Origin of the sequence: Mycolicibacter icosiumassiliensis, from assembly GCF_900078685.2 — a bacterium.
In the GTDB taxonomy this organism is placed as follows: Bacteria; Actinomycetota; Actinomycetes; order Mycobacteriales; family Mycobacteriaceae; genus Mycobacterium; species Mycobacterium icosiumassiliensis.
Genome location: NZ_LT546170.1, coordinates 796,964 through 812,879 on the forward strand (window position 1 = coordinate 796,964; position 15,916 = coordinate 812,879).

7 protein-coding genes and 1 pseudogene are annotated in these 15,916 nt (G+C 67.3%); all 8 read left to right on the top strand.

The genetic code is table 11. The annotated features are described in order from the left end of the window. Positions 1-45 precede the first annotated feature (45 nt). The 8 genes and pseudogenes from BN4346_RS46385 (at position 46) to BN4346_RS46420 (ending at position 15,886) form a co-directional block, all read left to right on the top strand. Positions 46-1,041 carry an esterase family protein gene (locus BN4346_RS46385; RefSeq protein WP_067977017.1) on the top strand — a complete coding sequence of 332 codons (996 nt, stop codon included), beginning with the start codon at positions 46-48 and terminating at the stop codon, positions 1,039-1,041. A 170-nt stretch (positions 1,042-1,211) separates the two neighbouring features. Next, positions 1,212-2,105, top strand: a complete 894-nt coding sequence (locus BN4346_RS46390) for an alpha/beta hydrolase-fold protein (protein ID WP_078058887.1) — start codon at positions 1,212-1,214, stop codon at positions 2,103-2,105. A 64-nt stretch (positions 2,106-2,169) separates the two neighbouring features. After that, positions 2,170-3,759, top strand: coding sequence for an IS1182 family transposase (locus tag BN4346_RS46395; protein WP_067977019.1), 1,590 nt, complete (start codon positions 2,170-2,172; stop codon positions 3,757-3,759). Positions 3,760-4,070: 311 nt separating this feature from the next. Beyond that, positions 4,071-5,132, top strand: a complete 1,062-nt coding sequence (gene culp6, locus BN4346_RS46400) for a carboxylesterase Culp6 (protein ID WP_067977043.1) — start codon at positions 4,071-4,073, stop codon at positions 5,130-5,132. A 249-nt stretch (positions 5,133-5,381) separates the two neighbouring features. Further along, the gene (gene fadD32 / locus BN4346_RS46405) at positions 5,382-7,292 is read left to right on the top strand and encodes a long-chain-fatty-acid--AMP ligase FadD32 (protein ID WP_067977020.1); all 1,911 of its coding nucleotides are present in this window, start codon (positions 5,382-5,384) and stop codon (positions 7,290-7,292) included. Between the two features lie 6 nt (positions 7,293-7,298). Next, positions 7,299-12,510: pseudogene (pks13, locus tag BN4346_RS46410) on the top strand (polyketide synthase Pks13). Continuing rightward, the gene (locus tag BN4346_RS46415) at positions 12,507-14,060 is read left to right on the top strand and encodes an acyl-CoA carboxylase subunit beta (protein WP_067977021.1); all 1,554 of its coding nucleotides are present in this window, start codon (positions 12,507-12,509) and stop codon (positions 14,058-14,060) included. The pseudogene pks13 and the gene BN4346_RS46415 overlap by 4 nt, the downstream one beginning before the upstream one ends. Positions 14,061-14,452: 392 nt before the next feature. After that, entirely contained in the window at positions 14,453-15,886 is a 1,434-nt protein-coding gene (locus tag BN4346_RS46420) for an MFS transporter (RefSeq protein ID WP_067977022.1), read from the top strand. Positions 15,887-15,916 lie beyond the last annotated feature (30 nt).

Here is a 15,916-nt window from a genome sequence, read left to right on the forward strand (position 1 = left end):
AGTCGGACCACGCTATGAGCAAAGTACGGCAACGAATGAATGAGGATGCCAAGGATGAAGCTGCTTGACAGGTTGATGGTCGTCGCCGGAGGCGCGGCCCTGCTGGCGGGACTGGTCGGTGTCGTCGGCGGTACCCCGGAGGCGAGCGCGTTCTCCCGGCCCGGTCTGCCGGTCGAGTACCTGCAGGTGCCCTCGGCGGGTATGGGCCGTGACATCAAGGTCCAGTTCCAGAGCGGTGGTTCGGACTCCCCGGGCCTGTACCTGCTCGACGGTATGCGGGCCCAGGACGACTTCAACGGCTGGGACATCAACACCCCGGCGTTCGAGTGGTACCTGAACTCGGGCATCTCGGTGATCATGCCGGTCGGCGGCCAGTCCAGCTTCTACAGCGACTGGTACAAGCCGGCTTGCGGCAAGGTCGGCTGCCAGACCTACAAGTGGGAGACCTTCCTCACCAGCGAGCTGCCGGCCTACCTGGCCTCGGAGTACGGCGTGAGCCAGAGCCGCAACGCGGCGGTCGGCCTGTCGATGGCCGGTTCGTCGGCCATGACGCTGGCGATCTACCACCCCAACCAGTTCAGCTACGCCGGCTCGCTGTCGGGTTACCTGAACCCGTCCACCGGTAAGGGCTGGATCGGCCTGTCGATGGGTGACGCCGGCGGCTACAAGAAGAACGACATGTGGGGCGACGACAACGACCCGGCATGGCTGCGCAACGACCCGACGGTCAACGTCGACAAGCTGGTGGCCAACAACACCCGCCTGTGGGTCTTCTGCGGCAACGGCCACGCCAACCAGCTGGGCGGCGACAACATCCCGGCCGTCTTCCTGGAGCAGAACTTCATGATCGGTGCGAACAAGAAGTTCCAGGAGCTCTACACCGCGGCCGGCGGCAACAACGCGATCTTCAACTTCCCGGACTACGGCACCCACAGCTGGGAGTACTGGGGCCAGCAGCTGCAGGCCATGAAGCCGGACCTGCAGAGCCACCTGGGCGCTACGCCGGGCGGCGGCGCGAGCAGCAGCAGCTCGGGCGAGTAGTCCGCAGCGCTAAAGATGTACCGCCGACGGCGGCGACCTGAAGGGGTCGTCGCCGTCGGCCGTTTCCTGCCCTGCCCGCAAGTGCCGTGTGATTGACTACCTCCCGGGGTCAGGGCGCGCGACCAGCGGGTGGAACCATCTGAGAATCTGTGCCGACGAGCGAGGTGGATATGAGCGGACTGTCGAAGTTGCTGCGGGCGCTATGCGTGGCCGTGCTGATGCTGGGATTGTGGGGTGGGGGCACGATCGTCGGCTCCACCGCGCACGCCGCACAGTTCGAGAACCTGATGGTCCCGTCGCCGTCGATGGGCCGCGACATCCCGGTGGCGTTCCTCAACCAGGGACCGCACGCGGTGTACCTGCTCGACGCGTTCGACGCCCACCCCGAGGTGAGCAACTGGGTGACCGCGGGCAACGCGATGAACACCCTGGCCGGTAAGGGTGTCTCGGTCGTCGCCCCGGCCGGCGGTGCCTACAGCATGTACACCAACTGGGAGCAGGACGGCAGCAAGCAGTGGGACACTTTCCTGTCCAGTGAGCTGCCGGACTGGCTGGCGGCCAACCGGGGCCTGGCGCCGGGCGGTCACGCCGTGGTCGGCGCGTCCCAGGGCGGCTACGGCGCATTGGCGCTGGCCACCTTCCACCCTGACCGGTTCGGCTTCGCCGGCTCGATGTCGGGCTTCTTAGGGCCGGCCAACACCACCGAGGGCGGCGTCATCGCCGCGGGGCTGCAGAACTTCGGCGGGGTGGACCCCTACGGCATGTGGGGTGCGCCCCAGCTCGGCCGGTGGAAGTGGCACGACCCCACGGTGCACGCGACCCTGCTCGCGCAGAACAACACCCGGGTCTGGGTCTACGCCCCGCTGGGCGGCGCCTCCAACCCGGCCGCGATGATCGGCGACCCGTCGCAGGCGGCCGGCAGCGGTCGGTACTTCAACCAGCAGTACCGCCAGGTGCGCGGCAAGAACGGGCACTTCGACTTCTCCGCCGGTGACAATGGCTGGGGATCGTGGTCGTCGCAGCTGGGCGCCATGGCCGGCGATATCGTCGGCGCGATCCGCTAGGACTCTGCTGAATAATCCCGCGTGGCTTCGTGGTGTGGTTGGTGGTGCCTGGGATTCTTGGTGGGTGCAGGGTGAGGCTGATCGTCAGCGAGATCTGTTGGATGTGGAATCGGTAGTGGGGCATCTGCTCCCGGCTGGGACGGTGTTTGCGTTCTTGGCCGAACATCGGACCCGGTTGTTCCCGGCGGAGATGTTCTCTGATCTGTTCCCGTCGGGTCGTGGACGGCCGTCCGTCCCGCCTGAGGTGGTCGCCTCGGTGATCGTGTTGCAGACCTTGCATGGGCTCTCGGATCGTGAGGCTGCCGAGGCGGTGATGTTCGACCTGCGGTGGAAGGCGGCGTGTGGGTTCGCGATCGACGCTGCTGGGTTTCACCCGACGACGCTGACCTATTGGCGGCGCCGGCTGGCGGCCAGCGATAGGCCGCAACGGATTTTCGATGCGGTTCGTGAGGTCATCACCCAGACCGGGGTGTTGGCTGGCCGGGCGCGGAGGGCACTGGATTCGACGATCCTCGATGACGCGGTCGCCCGCCAGGACACCGTGACTCAGTTGATCGCGGTGATCCGTCGGGTCGGCCGCGACGTGCCCGGTGGCAACGCGGTGGTTACCGCGCAGTGCACACGGCTTGCGGCGTTGACCGGGCAGGACTACACCGCGACGGGCAAGCCGCGGATCGCCTGGGATGACCACGCCGCGCGGGAGGAATTGGTCACCGCACTGGTCAACGACGCTTTGGCGCTGTTGGGGGCCCTCGATGTCGAGACGATCGCGGAGCAGGGCGGTAAGCCCGCCGAAGCGGTCGCGTTGCTTGCCTTGGTCGCAGGCCAGGACGTTGAGCCCGCCGAGGGTTCTGACGGGACCGACGGGCGGTGGCGGATCGCGCGGCGCACCGCGCCGGATCGGATGATCTCGACCGTCGACCCCGATACCCGCCATGCGCACAAGACTCAGCACCGCCGCCAGGAGGGGTTCAAGGCCCATGTCGTGGTCGAGCCCGACACCGGTCTGACCACGACCGTGCGGTTGACGAAAACGAACGGTCCGGATAACTCCGATGCGAACGTGGGCGCGCAGTTGGTGACCGCTGACCCGACCATCGCCACGGGTCAAGACGTCGAGGTACTGGGTGATTCCGCCTACGCCACCGGTGACATGCTGCACACGCTGGATCACAAGCAGTGGACGCCGCTGGTCAAACCCTGGCCGGTCAAGCCCGCAGTCGAGGGCGGTTTCACCATCGACGACTTCACCCACGATCCAGTTGCCGGGACGTTGACCTGCCCGGCAGGGGTAGCCAAGCGAATCACCAAGAGCCGCAAGGCCGTTTTCGGGATCGCATGTGCGCAATGCCCGCTGCGGGCGCGATGCACCACCGCCAAGAAGGGCCGCACCATCGAGCTGCACAAGCACGATCTGCTCCAGCGTGAACACCGTAAACGCGCCGCCGATAGTGACTTTCAGGCCACCTATCGCCGGCATAGGCCGATGGTCGAACGCACCATCGCCTGGCTCACCCGCGGGAACCGGCGAGTGCCCTACCGCGGAATCGCCAAGAACGACGCTTGGCTGCATCACCGCGTCGCAGGGCTGAACCTGCGCCGACTGATCACCATGGGCCTGACCCATACCGGCACCGCCTGGACGCTGGCCTGATCCAGCGGCGCAAGGCTGTTGCCCTCAACCCCGCCCAGTGTCACGATCACCACGCCGGAATGACCTCGCCCGTCGGCCCCAGGGCCTGACTTCAAATCAGCGCCACGAGGCACCTCGCCCCTCAGGCCACTAATTCAGCAGAGTCCTAGCGCGGCGTCAGCCGGGCGAAGCGGGATCGCGCTTAGGCCGAGCGATCCGCTAGTTTTTTTGCGTTGACTCTGCGTCCACGGCGGAAAAGTAGGTGCCGCCCTGGACGCAGAGTCAATGGCGTTCGGTGGTCATAGCCGCGGATCTGTACCGTGAAAGGCGATATGGCCAAGAAGAAGACATCGAGAACCCCGCGGAAATCCGCGAAATCTCCGCGCAAGTCGCCCGCCAACCGCCGACGCGTCCTGGCCTGGGTCGCTGCCGGCTCAATGGCCTTGGTGGTGGCGCTGGTGATCGTCGCGGTGGTGATCTGGATTCGGCGCCCGGCCTCACCGCCGATCGCGGAGCAGCCGGGAGCGGGCGTCCCGTCGACTAGCTCGGTGCCGACGCGGACCAAGAAGCCCCGCCCGGCCTATCAGGACGCCAGCTGCCCAGACGTCCAGCTGGTGTCGGTGCCGGGCACCTGGGAGACGTCGCCGACCGACGATCCGCTCAACCCCACCCAGTTCCCGATCGCGCTGCTGCTCACGGTCACCCGCCCGATCGCCGAACAGTTCGACGCGGCTCGGGTGCAGACGTACACGGTCGCCTACACCGCGCAGTTCCACAATCCGCTTTCGGCCGACAAGCAGATGAGCTACGACGACAGCCGCGCCGAGGGCAAGCGCGCCACCGTCAAGGCGATGACCGAGATGAACGAGCGGTGCCCGCTGACCAGCTATGTGTTGATCGGCTTCTCCCAGGGCGCGGTGATCGCCGGTGACGTGGCCAGCGACATCGGCAATGGCCGCGGCCCGGTCGATGAGGACCTGGTGCTGGGCGTGACGCTGATCGCCGACGGCCGCCGCCAGGACGGGGTTGGTATAGATGTGCCGCCCAGCCCGCCGGGCCAGGGTGCCGAAGTGACCTTGCATGAGCTGCCGATTCTGTCCGGGATGGGGCTGACCATGACCGGCGCTCGCGAGGGTGGCTTCGGCGACCTGGACAAGCGCACCAATGAGATCTGCGCGCGCGGGGACCTCATCTGCGCCGCCCCGCGAGAGGCATTCAGCATCGGGAGACTGCCCGCCACCCTGGAGACGCTGGCCGGTGGCGCGGCCCAGCCGGTGCACGCGCTGTACGGCACCACCGAGGTCTGGGACCAGAACGGGCTGTCCGCCACCCAGTGGACGTTGAACTGGGCACGTGACCTCGTCGACAACGCGCCCCGTCCGCCGCACCGCTGAAACTGGGACCGTCTCGTGATCCGGAGGCGGGCGTCACACGCGGTACCGTTTGATTTGGCATGGAACGCACCGGCCTCTAACATTAAGAGCAATTTAAGAACGGCGGCTCGTGGCCGCAGGGCAGCAGTGCGTCGCCGGGTGGCGGAAACCCATTACCATCTGTGAGGTCCCGCGCCCGCGTGATGTAACGCACCAGCGTGACCAGACGCGCCCGGCAGCTGATGAAGATGTTCGCGACAGGAGATTTGCATGGCCCCGGCAACACAGGCCGCGTACCACAACCCCTTCATCAAGGACGGCAAGATCCGGTTCCCGGACAACGCCAACCTGGTGAAGACCGTCGAGCGCTGGGCTGCGCTGCGTGGCGAAAAGTTGGCGTACCGGTTCCTGGATTACTCCACCGAGCGTGACGGTCTGGCCCGCGACATCTCCTGGGCGGACTTCGGTGCCCGCAACCGCGCCGTCGGCGCCCGGCTGCAACAGGTCACCGAGCCCGGCGACCGGGTCGCGATCCTGTGCCCGCAGAACCTGGACTACCTGGTGTCGTTCTTCGGGATCATGTACTCCGGCCGCATCGCGGTGCCGCTGTTCGACCCGGGCGAGCCGGGCCACGTGGGCCGGCTGCACGCGGTGCTCGACGACTGCACCCCGTCGGCGGTGCTGACCACCACCGACTCGGCCGAGGGTGTCCGGAAGTTCTTCCGCAGCCGCCCGGCCAACGCCCGCCCGCGGGTCATCGCGGTCGACGCGGTGCCCGCCGAGGTCGGATCGACCTGGGTGATGCCCGAAGCCGACCGCAACGCGGTCGCCTACCTGCAATACACCTCCGGCTCCACCCGCACCCCGACCGGTGTGAAGATCACCCACCTGAACCTGCCCACCAACGTCGTGCAGCTGCTGGACGCATTGAAGGGCCGTGAGGGCGACCGCGGTGTCACCTGGCTGCCGTTCTTCCACGACATGGGTCTGGTCACCATTCTGCTGTCGTGCGTGATGGGCCAGCAGTTCACCTTCATGACCCCCGCGGCGTTCGTCCGCCGGCCCTACCGGTGGATCAAAGAGATGTCCCGCAAGGAGGGCGAGACCGGGGAGTGCTTCTCGGTGGCCCCGAACTTCGCCTTCGAGCACGCTGCGGCCCGCGGCCTGCCCAAGGAAGGTGACCCGCCGCTGGACCTGAGCAACGTCCGGGCGATCCTCAACGGCAGCGAGCCGGTGTCGGCGGCGTCAGTGCGCAAGTTCAACGAGGCGTTTGGCCCGTACGGATTCCGCGAGGAGGCCATCAAGCCGTCCTACGGGCTGGCCGAAGCCACCTTGTTCGTGTCGACCACCCCGCCCGACGAGGGGCCGCGGGTGGTCTACGTCGACCGCGAGGAGCTCAACAACGGCGGCCGGTTCATCGAGGTGGCGCCGGATGCGCCCAACGCGGTCAGTCAGGCCTCCGCCGGCCGGGTGGCCGTGGACCAGTGGGCGGTGATCGTCGACTACGAGACCGGCGCCGAGCTGCCCGACGGCCAGATCGGTGAGATCTGGCTGCAGGGCAACAACATGGGCGTCGGCTACTGGAACCGGGAGAAGGAGACCGCCGACACGTTCCAGAACGTGCTCAAGTCGCGTGCCACCCCCTCGCGTGCCGAGGGCGCCGACGAGAACGGCTTCTGGGTGCGCACCGGCGACTACGGCGCCTACTACAACGACGACCTCTACATCACCGGCCGCGTCAAGGATCTGGTGATCGTGGACGGCCGCAACCACTACCCGCAGGACCTGGAGTACTCGGCGCAGGAGGCCAGCCGGGCGCTGCGTGCCGGCTACGTGGCGGCGTTCTCGGTGCCGGCCAACCAGCTGCCCCAGTCGGCCTTCGACAACCCGCACTCCGGGCTGAAGTACGACCCGGAGGACTCATCCGAGCAGCTGGTGATCGTCGCCGAGCGCGCCCCGGGCGCCCACAAGCTGGAATACCAGCCGATCGCCGACGACATCCGGGCGGCGATCGCGGTGCGCCACGGCGTGACCGTGCGTGACGTGCTGCTGGTGTCGGCGGGCACCGTCCCGCGGACGTCCAGCGGCAAGATCGGTCGCCGCGCCTGCCGGTCCGCCTACCTGGACGGCAGCCTGCGCGGCGGCACCACCGGCCCGAACGCCTACCCCGACGAGGTCTAACCCCAGATGAGCGAGGCTCCGCAGATGACCGGCGACGGCGACGACGCAACCCTGCGCGGCACCAGCCGCACCGACCTGACCGTCGCCGACATGCGGGCCTGGCTGCGCAACTGGGTGGCCAATGCCACCTCCCAGTCGCCGGAGAAGATCAACGAGACCGCTCCGCTGATCGAACTGGGCCTGTCGTCGCGGGACGCGGTGGCGATGGCGTCGGACATCGAAGACTTCACCGGGGTGACGCTGTCGGCGACGGTGGCCTTCCGGCACCCCACAATCGAGGCGCTGGCCACGGTGATCGTCGAGGGCGAGCCGGTGCTGGAAGACGATTCCGACAGCGAGGACTGGTCGCGCGACGCCGATGTGGCCGACATCGCGGTGGTCGGCCTGGCCACCCGCTTCCCGGGCGACATGAACACCCCCGGGGAGACCTGGGAGAAGCTGCTCGCGGGGTTCGACGCGATCACCGACCTGCCCGAGGGCCGCTGGTCGGAATTTATGGAGGAGCCTCGGGTGGCCGAGCGGGTCAAAAAGGCCCGCACCCGCGGTGGCTACCTGTCCGACATCAAGGGCTTCGACGCGGAATTCTTCGCGCTGTCGAAGATGGAAGCCGACAACGTCGACCCGCAGCAGCGGATGGCGCTCGAGCTGACCTGGGAGGCACTGGAGCACGCCCGGATCCCGGCCTCGAGCCTGCGCGGCGAAGCGGTCGCGGTCTACATGGGCTCGACGAACGGTGACTATCAGAACCTGGCACTGTCCGACCCGAGCATCACTCACCCGTATGCCATCACCGGCAACTCCAGCTCGATCATCGCCAACCGGGTGAGCTACTTCTACGACTTCCGCGGTCCGTCGGTCACCGTCGACACCGCCTGCTCGTCGTCACTGGTCGCCGCGCACGCCGGTGTGCAGGCGCTGCGCAACGGCGAGGCCGACGTGGCAGTGGTCGGCGGCGTCAACGCATTGGTCACCCCGCTGGTGACGGTCGGTTTCGACGAGGTCGGCGGGGTGCTCTCACCCGATGGCCGGATCAAGTCGTTCTCGTCCGACGCCGACGGCTTCTCCCGTGCCGAGGGCGGCGGCGTGCTGGTGCTGCGTTCTTGTAGGCCTTGCGCAGCACCGCGGCCTGCTCGCGCCCAACCCGGACGCCCAGGCCGCGGTGCTGCGCAAGGCCTACAAGAACGCCGGTATCGACCCGCGCACCGTCGACTACATCGAGGCGCACGGCACCGGCACCATCCTGGGTGACCCGATCGAGGCCGAGGCGCTGGGCCGGGTGGTCGGCCGGGGCCGCGCCGCGGACAAACCCGCGCTGCTGGGCGCGGTGAAATCCAATGTCGGACACCTGGAGTCGGCCGCCGGTGCGGCGAGCCTGGCCAAGATCGTGCTCGCCATGCAGCACGACAAGATCCCGCCGTCGATCAACTACGCCGGCCCCAACCCCTACATCGACTTTGCCGGCACCCACTTGAAGGTTGCCGACACCGCCACCGACTGGCCGCGCTACGGCGGCTACGCGGTGGCCGGGGTGTCCGGTTTCGGATTCGGCGGCGCGAACGCGCACCTGGTGGTGCGCGAGGTGCTGCCGCGCGATGTGATCTCCAAGGAGCCGGAGACCGAAGAGGCTGCCCCGCTTGCCGAAACCTCCGAGCCCGAGATCATCGACTACGAGGCACCGCGCTTCGACGAGTACGGCGAGTTCATCGCGCCCGCGGGCTCCGCCTCCGAGCCCGAGTATGAACTTCCCGGCCTGACCGATGAGGCATTGCGGTTGCGGGACGAGGCGCTGGCCGAGCTGGCGGCGCAAGAACCCGTGCAACCGCTGATCCCCCTGGCGATCTCGGCATTTCTGACCTCCCGGAAGAAGGCCGCCGCGGCCGAGCTGGCCGACTGGATCGACAGCGAAGAAGGCCGAGCCACCCCGCTGACCTCCATCGGCCGGGCGCTGTCGCGGCGCAACCACGGCCGCTCGCGCGCCGTGGTGCTGGCCCACGACCACGACGAGGCGATCGCCGGCCTGCGCGCCGTCGCCGAGGGCAAACAGAAGCCGAACGTCTACTCCGTCGACGGCCCGGTCACCAACGGCCCGGTCTGGGTGATGGCCGGCTTCGGTGCCCAGCACCGCAAGATGGGCAAGAGCCTCTACCTGCGCGACCCGATCTTCGCCGAATGGATCGAACGCGTCGACGCCCTGATTCAGGACGAGCGCGGCTACTCGGTGCTGGAGCTGATCCTCGACGACTCGCAGGACTACGGGATCGAGACCTCTAACGTCGTCATCTTCGCCATCCAGATCGCGCTGGGTGAGGTGCTCAAGCATCACGGGGCGCGGCCCACCGCCGTCATCGGCCAGTCGCTGGGCGAGCCGGCGTCGGCCTACTTCTCCGGCGGACTGTCACTGGCCGACGCCGCCCGGGTGATCGCCTCGCGCGCACACCTGATGGGCGAGGGCGAAGCGATGCTGTTCGGCGAGTACATCCGGTTCATGGCGCTGGTGGAGTACTCCGCCGAGGAACTCAAGACCGTCTTCGCCGACTTCCCGGGCCTGGAGGTGTGCGTCTACGCCGCGCCCAGCCAGACCGTGATCGGCGGGCCCCCCGAGCAGATCGACGCGATCGTCGCCCGCGCCGAATCCGAGGGCCGCTTCGCCCGCAAGCTGCAGACCAAGGGCGCCGGCCACACCTCGCAGATGGACCCGCTGCTCGGCGAGTTCTCCGCGGAGCTGCAGGGCATCGAGCCGCACACCCCGAACATCGGCATCTTCTCGACCGTGCATGAGGGCAGCTACGTCAAACCCGGCGGCGAGCCGATCCACGACGTGGACTACTGGAAGAAGGGGATGCGGCACAGCGTCTACTTCACCCACGGTGTCCGCAACGCCGTCGACAACGGCTACACCACTTTCTTGGAGCTGGCACCCAACCCGGTAGCGCTCATGCAGGTGGGATTGACGACGGCCAGCGCTGGGCTGCACGATGCCCAATTGATCGCAACGTTGGCCCGCAAGACCGACGACGTCGACGCCTTGACCATGGCGATGGCCCAGCTCTACGTCTACGGCCACGACCTCGACTTCCGCACGCTGTTCCCGCGTGACGTCGAAGGACCGGTCAGCCCGGCGGAGTTCGCCAACATCCCGCCGACGCGCTTCAAGCGCAAGCCGCACTGGCTCGACGCCCGGTTCTCCGGCGACGCCACCGGTGTCATGCCTGGCTCGCACGTCGCGACCCCGGACGGCCGGCACGTCTTCGAGTACGCCGGTCGCGGCGAGACGGACTTGGCGGCCCTGGTGAAAGCCGCTGCCGCAACTGTGATTCCGGATTCGACCCTGGTGGCCTCCGAACAGCGGGCGGTGCCGGGTGAGGGTGCTCGGCTGGTGACCACGCTGACCCGGCACCCCGGCGGCGCGGCCGTGCAGGTGCACTCGCGGATCGGCGAGTCGTTCACGCTGGTCTACGACGCGTTGGTGTCGCGTGGCGGCGCAACCGGGGTGTTGCCGGTCGCCGTCGGCGCGGGCACCGCAGTGACCGAGTCCGCCACGGCTTCCGTTGCGGCGGTCGAGTCATCGGGGGAGCCGACGGACGACGCAGCGATCCTGCACGACAACCTCACCGCAGGAGCCGGCCTGGCCGCCGGTTTCGCCAAGTGGTCACCGGAATCCGGCGAGACCATTTCGGATCGGTTGGGCGCGATCGTCGGCGGTGCGATGGGCTACGAGCCCGAGGACCTGCCGTGGGAGGTGCCGCTGATCGAGCTGGGCCTGGATTCGCTGATGGCCGTACGGATCAAGAACCGGGTCGAATACGACTTCGACCTGCCGCCGATCCAGCTGACCGCGGTCCGCGACGCAAACCTGTACAACGTCGAGGAGATGATCCGCTACGCGGTCGAGCACCGCGACGAGGTCGAGGCGCTGCACTCCCATCAGCAGACCCAGACGGCTGAGGAGATCGCCGCCGAGCAGGCCGCTATCCTGGCCGCGGCCAAGGCGGCGGAATTCCCGCCCCCGCCGACCATCCCGGCCGGGCCCGGGGTTCCGCCGCCCCCCACCGATCCTTCCGGTCCGGGCGCCAATGCGAGCGGGGTCAGCACCAAGACCGCGGCGGCCGCCAAGGTGCTTACCCAGGAGGCGGTGACCGAGGCGCTGGGCGCCGACGTACCACCGCGTGACGCCGCCGAGCGGGTCACCTTCGCCACCTGGGCGATCGTCACCGGGAAATCGCCGGGTGGCATCTTTAACGAACTGCCGGCCCTCGATGACGACACGGTGGCCAAGATGGCCGAGCGGTTGTCCGAGCGTGCCGAGGGCATCATCTCGGGCGACGACGTGAAGTCGGCGACCACCATCGAAGCCCTGGCGACCATCGTCCGCGACCAGCTGGAGGACGGCGTGGTGGACGGTTTCGTCCGCACCCTGCGCGCCAAGCCCGAAGGCTCGAACAAGGCTCCGCTGTTCGTGTTTCACCCCGCCGGTGGTTCGACCGTGGTCTACGAGCCGCTGATGAAGCGGTTGCCCGCTGACCTCCCGGTGTATGGGATCGAGCGGGTAGAGGGGTCCATCGAGGAGCGCGCCGCCGAGTACGTGCCCAAGCTGCTGGAGCTGCACGACGGGCCGTTCCTGCTTGCCGGGTGGTCGCTGGGCGGGGCGCTGGCTTACGCATGTGCGATCGGGCTGAAGCAAGCGGGCGCCGATGTGCGTTACGTCGGGCTGCTCGACCTGGTGCTGCCCGGTGAGCCGATCGACCAGAGCAAGGAAGGCATGCGGGCCCGCTGGGACCGCTATGCACGGTTTGCCGAGCGCACCTTCAACGTGGAGGTTCCCGAGATTCCCTACGAGGAGCTGGAGAAGCTCGACGACGAGGGCCAGGTTCGTTTCGTGCTCGACGTGGTCGCCCAGAGCGGGGTGCAGATCCCCGGCGGCATCATCGAGCATCAGCGCACGTCGTACCTGGACAACCGGGCCTTGGACACCATCGAGATCCAGCCCTACGACGGGCACGTCACGCTGTACATGGCCGACCGCTACCACGATGACGCCATCGTGTTCGAGCCCGCCTACGCGACCCGCAAGCCCGACGGCGGCTGGGGCGAATACATCTCCGATTTGGAGATCGTGCCGATCGGGGGCGAGCACGTTCAGGTGATCGACGAGCCGTACATTGCCAAGGTGGGCGCCCACATGAGTGAGGCCATCAACCGGATCCAGGGAGAGCAGTGAGTAACAAGACCACCGCTGAACTGTTGGCCGAGCTCCGCGAAAAGCTGGAGTTGGCATCCGAACCCGGCGGTGAGGCGGCCGTCGCCAAACGCGCGAAGAAGGGCATTCCCAGTGCCCGCGACCGCATTTATGCACTGCTGGACCCGGGCAGCTTTCTGGAGATCGGTGCGCTGTGCAAGACCCCCGGTGATCCGAACGCGCTGTACGGCGACGGCGTGGTCACCGGCCACGGCCGGATCAACGGCCGGCCCGTCGGGGTGTTCAGCCACGACCAAACCGTGTTCCAGGGCTCGGTCGGGGAGATGTTCGGCCGCAAGGTGGCCAAGCTCATGGAGTGGGTGGCCATGGTCGGCTGCCCGATCATCGGCATCAACGACTCCGCCGGCGCGCGGATCCAGGACGCCGTGACGTCGCTGGCGTGGTACGCCGAGCTGGGCCGGCGCCACGAGATGCTGCGCGGCCTGGTGCCGGAGATCTCGATCATTTTGGGTAAATGTGCTGGGGGAGCGGTGTATTCGCCGATCCAGACCGACCTGTTGGTGGCGGTTCGTGATCAGGGCTACATGTTCATCACCGGACCCGACGTGATCAAGGACGTCACCGGCGAGGATGTGAGCTTCGACGAACTCGGCGGCGCCGATGTGCAGGCTCAGCGCGGCAACATCCACAAGGTGGTCGACGACGAGGCGGCGGCGTTCCAGTATGTGCGCGACTACCTGTCGTTCTTGCCGTCCAACCACTTCGACGACGCGCCGATCGTCAACCCAGGTCTCGAGCCGGAGATCACCCCGCACGACCTGGAGCTGGACTCGATCGTTCCGGACGCCGACAACGTTGCCTACGACATGCACGAGATCCTGCTGCGGATCTTCGACGACGGTGACGTCTTCGAGATCGCTGAACAGCGCGGGCAGGCGATGATCACCGCCTTCGCCCGGGTCGACGGGCATCCGGTCGGGGTGATCGCCAACCAGCCGATGTTCATGTCCGGGGCGGTGGACACCGAGGCCTCCGACAAGGCGGCCAGCTTCATCCGATTCTGCGACTCCTACAACCTGCCACTGGTTTTCGTGGTCGATACCCCTGGCGCCATGCCCGGGGTATCGGAAGAGAAGAACGGGATCATCAAGCGCGGCGGCAGGTTCTTCAACGCCATCGTCGAGGCCGACGTGCCGAAGGTGACGGTGATCATTCGCAAGGCCTACGGCGGTGGCTACGCGGTGATGGGCTCCAAGCAGTTGTCCGCGGATCTGAACTTTGCCTGGCCGACGGCCCGGATCGCGGTGATCGGCGCCGACGGGGCGGCCCAGCTGCTGGTGAAGCGCTTCCCGGATCCGACCGCCCCCGAGGTGCAGAAGATCAAGGCCGACTTCATCGCCGGCTACAACGAGAACATGGCGATCCCGTGGACTGCCGCCGAGCGCGGCTACATCGACGCCGTGATCCAGCCGCACGAGACCCGGTTGTTGCTGCGTAAGTCGCTGCGTCTGCTGCGGGACAAGCAGAACTTCCCCAAGGTGCAGCGCAAGCACGGCCTGCTGCCGATCTAGCCGGCTCTACCGCTTCGCCGCTGAGTCCTGACTCAGGATGCGGGTACAAGGTGGCCTATGTTCGTCGGGTTCAACGGCGACCTACCGATGTGGCGGCCTTGAGAATCTGGCGAGGAAATCTGGTCAATACCTGAATCCTGCTTGCAAGGAAGCCGTGTCCTAGTCTCGGACGGGTAAGTGTTGCGTAACGCTTCAGCAACACCAGTCACTTCTGTCGCAAACCAATTATCGTTTACCCCAGGCGATCCCATGATGGGCTGGCCGCCGAGGTTCCAATTATGCGGGGCCGGAACGTGATTCCGGCTGCCCGGATCGCCGTGCGAATCGTCGGAGGCCTGACGACGGGGGCGACGTGTGTGTACTGGCAGCGAGTGTCGTAGCGGCGAGGCGCGATGAGTCTACTGCTGCCGGCGCGGCCGTCGGCTCCGGTAGCGCGGAAACCGCGTAGTGCTGCAGATGAGCAGAAACGACTGCTGCGCAAAGCGATTGCAGCATCAGCTATCGGTAACGCGACCGAATGGTATGACTACGGTGTCTATGCCGTCGTGGCGACCTATCTGACCGAGGCGTTTTTTCCGGAATCGCTGGGCAATCTGGGCACCATGTTCGGCTTTGCGGTCTCGTTCGTGCTCCGGCCGCTGGGCGGCATGATCTGGGGCCCCATCGGAGACCGGTTCGGGCGCAAGTCGGTCCTGGTCGCGACAATTCTGCTGATCGCGGTGGCGACGACGTTGATCGGCGTATTGCCCACCTACGCCACCGTGGGGTGGTGGGCGCCCGGGCTGTTGATCGCCCTGCGGGTGGTGCAGGGCTTCTCGACCGGCGGCGAATACGGTGGCGCCGCCACATTTATGGCCGAGAGCGCGCCCGATGACAAACGCGGGACCTATGGCAGCTTCCTGGAGTTCGGCGCCGTCGGCGGCTTCGTCCTCGGCAGTGCTGTCGTGTTGGCGCTGGAGGCCATGCTCAGCCACGAGCAGATGGCGGCCTGGGGTTGGCGCGTTCCGTTCCTGCTGGCCCTACCGTTGGGGGTGCTGGGGCTGGTACTGCGCTCTCGGATGCCCGAGACGCCGGTGTTCGCCGAGTGCGTCGCCTGCGACGAGATCAAGGGATCGGCGTGGGACCGACTGGTCGACCTGCTGACCAACTACACCCGACCGATCTTGGTCACCTTTGCGCTGCTGGTGGCGCTAAACATCATCGACTACACCCTGGTGACCTACCAACCGACCTACCTGCACACCTCCGCTGGCCTTGACGAACGCAGCAGGACGGCAGTGGTCCTCGTCGGGGAGTTGGCCATGATGGCTTGTATTCCCTTCGCGGGTGCCTGGTCGGACCGGATCGGCCGAAAGCCGCTGTGGCGCGGGTCGCTGATCGGGTTCATCGTGTTGGCACTGCCGATGTACTGGCTGATGGGCCAGGGATTCGCCCTTGCGCTGGTGGGATTCACGGTGCTCAGTGTGCTGTTCGCTGCGCCGCTGGCCACCGTGGCGGCGACGTTCCCGGCGATGTTCCCCACCCAAGTGCGCTACGCGGGATTCGCGATTGCTGACAACGCGGCGGTCGCGGTCTTCGGCGGCACGGCGCCGGTGCTGGCCGACTCGGTCATCGAGCACACCGGATGGCAGCTCTTTCCGGCGGCCTATCTGGTGGCCGCCGCAGTGCTCGGGTTGGTGGCCCTGCGATTCCTGCCGGAGACCCTCGGTTGCTCACTGCGCGGGACCGGCATCCCCGGAGTGCAGGGTGAACTCGAGCGTGAGCTGGCGGCCGTGATCGCCGAGCAAGCCGACGGGCTCCGTGAGCGTGCACAGCATGACGCCTGAGATGGCGTGTCGGCGTGCAAACACATACTC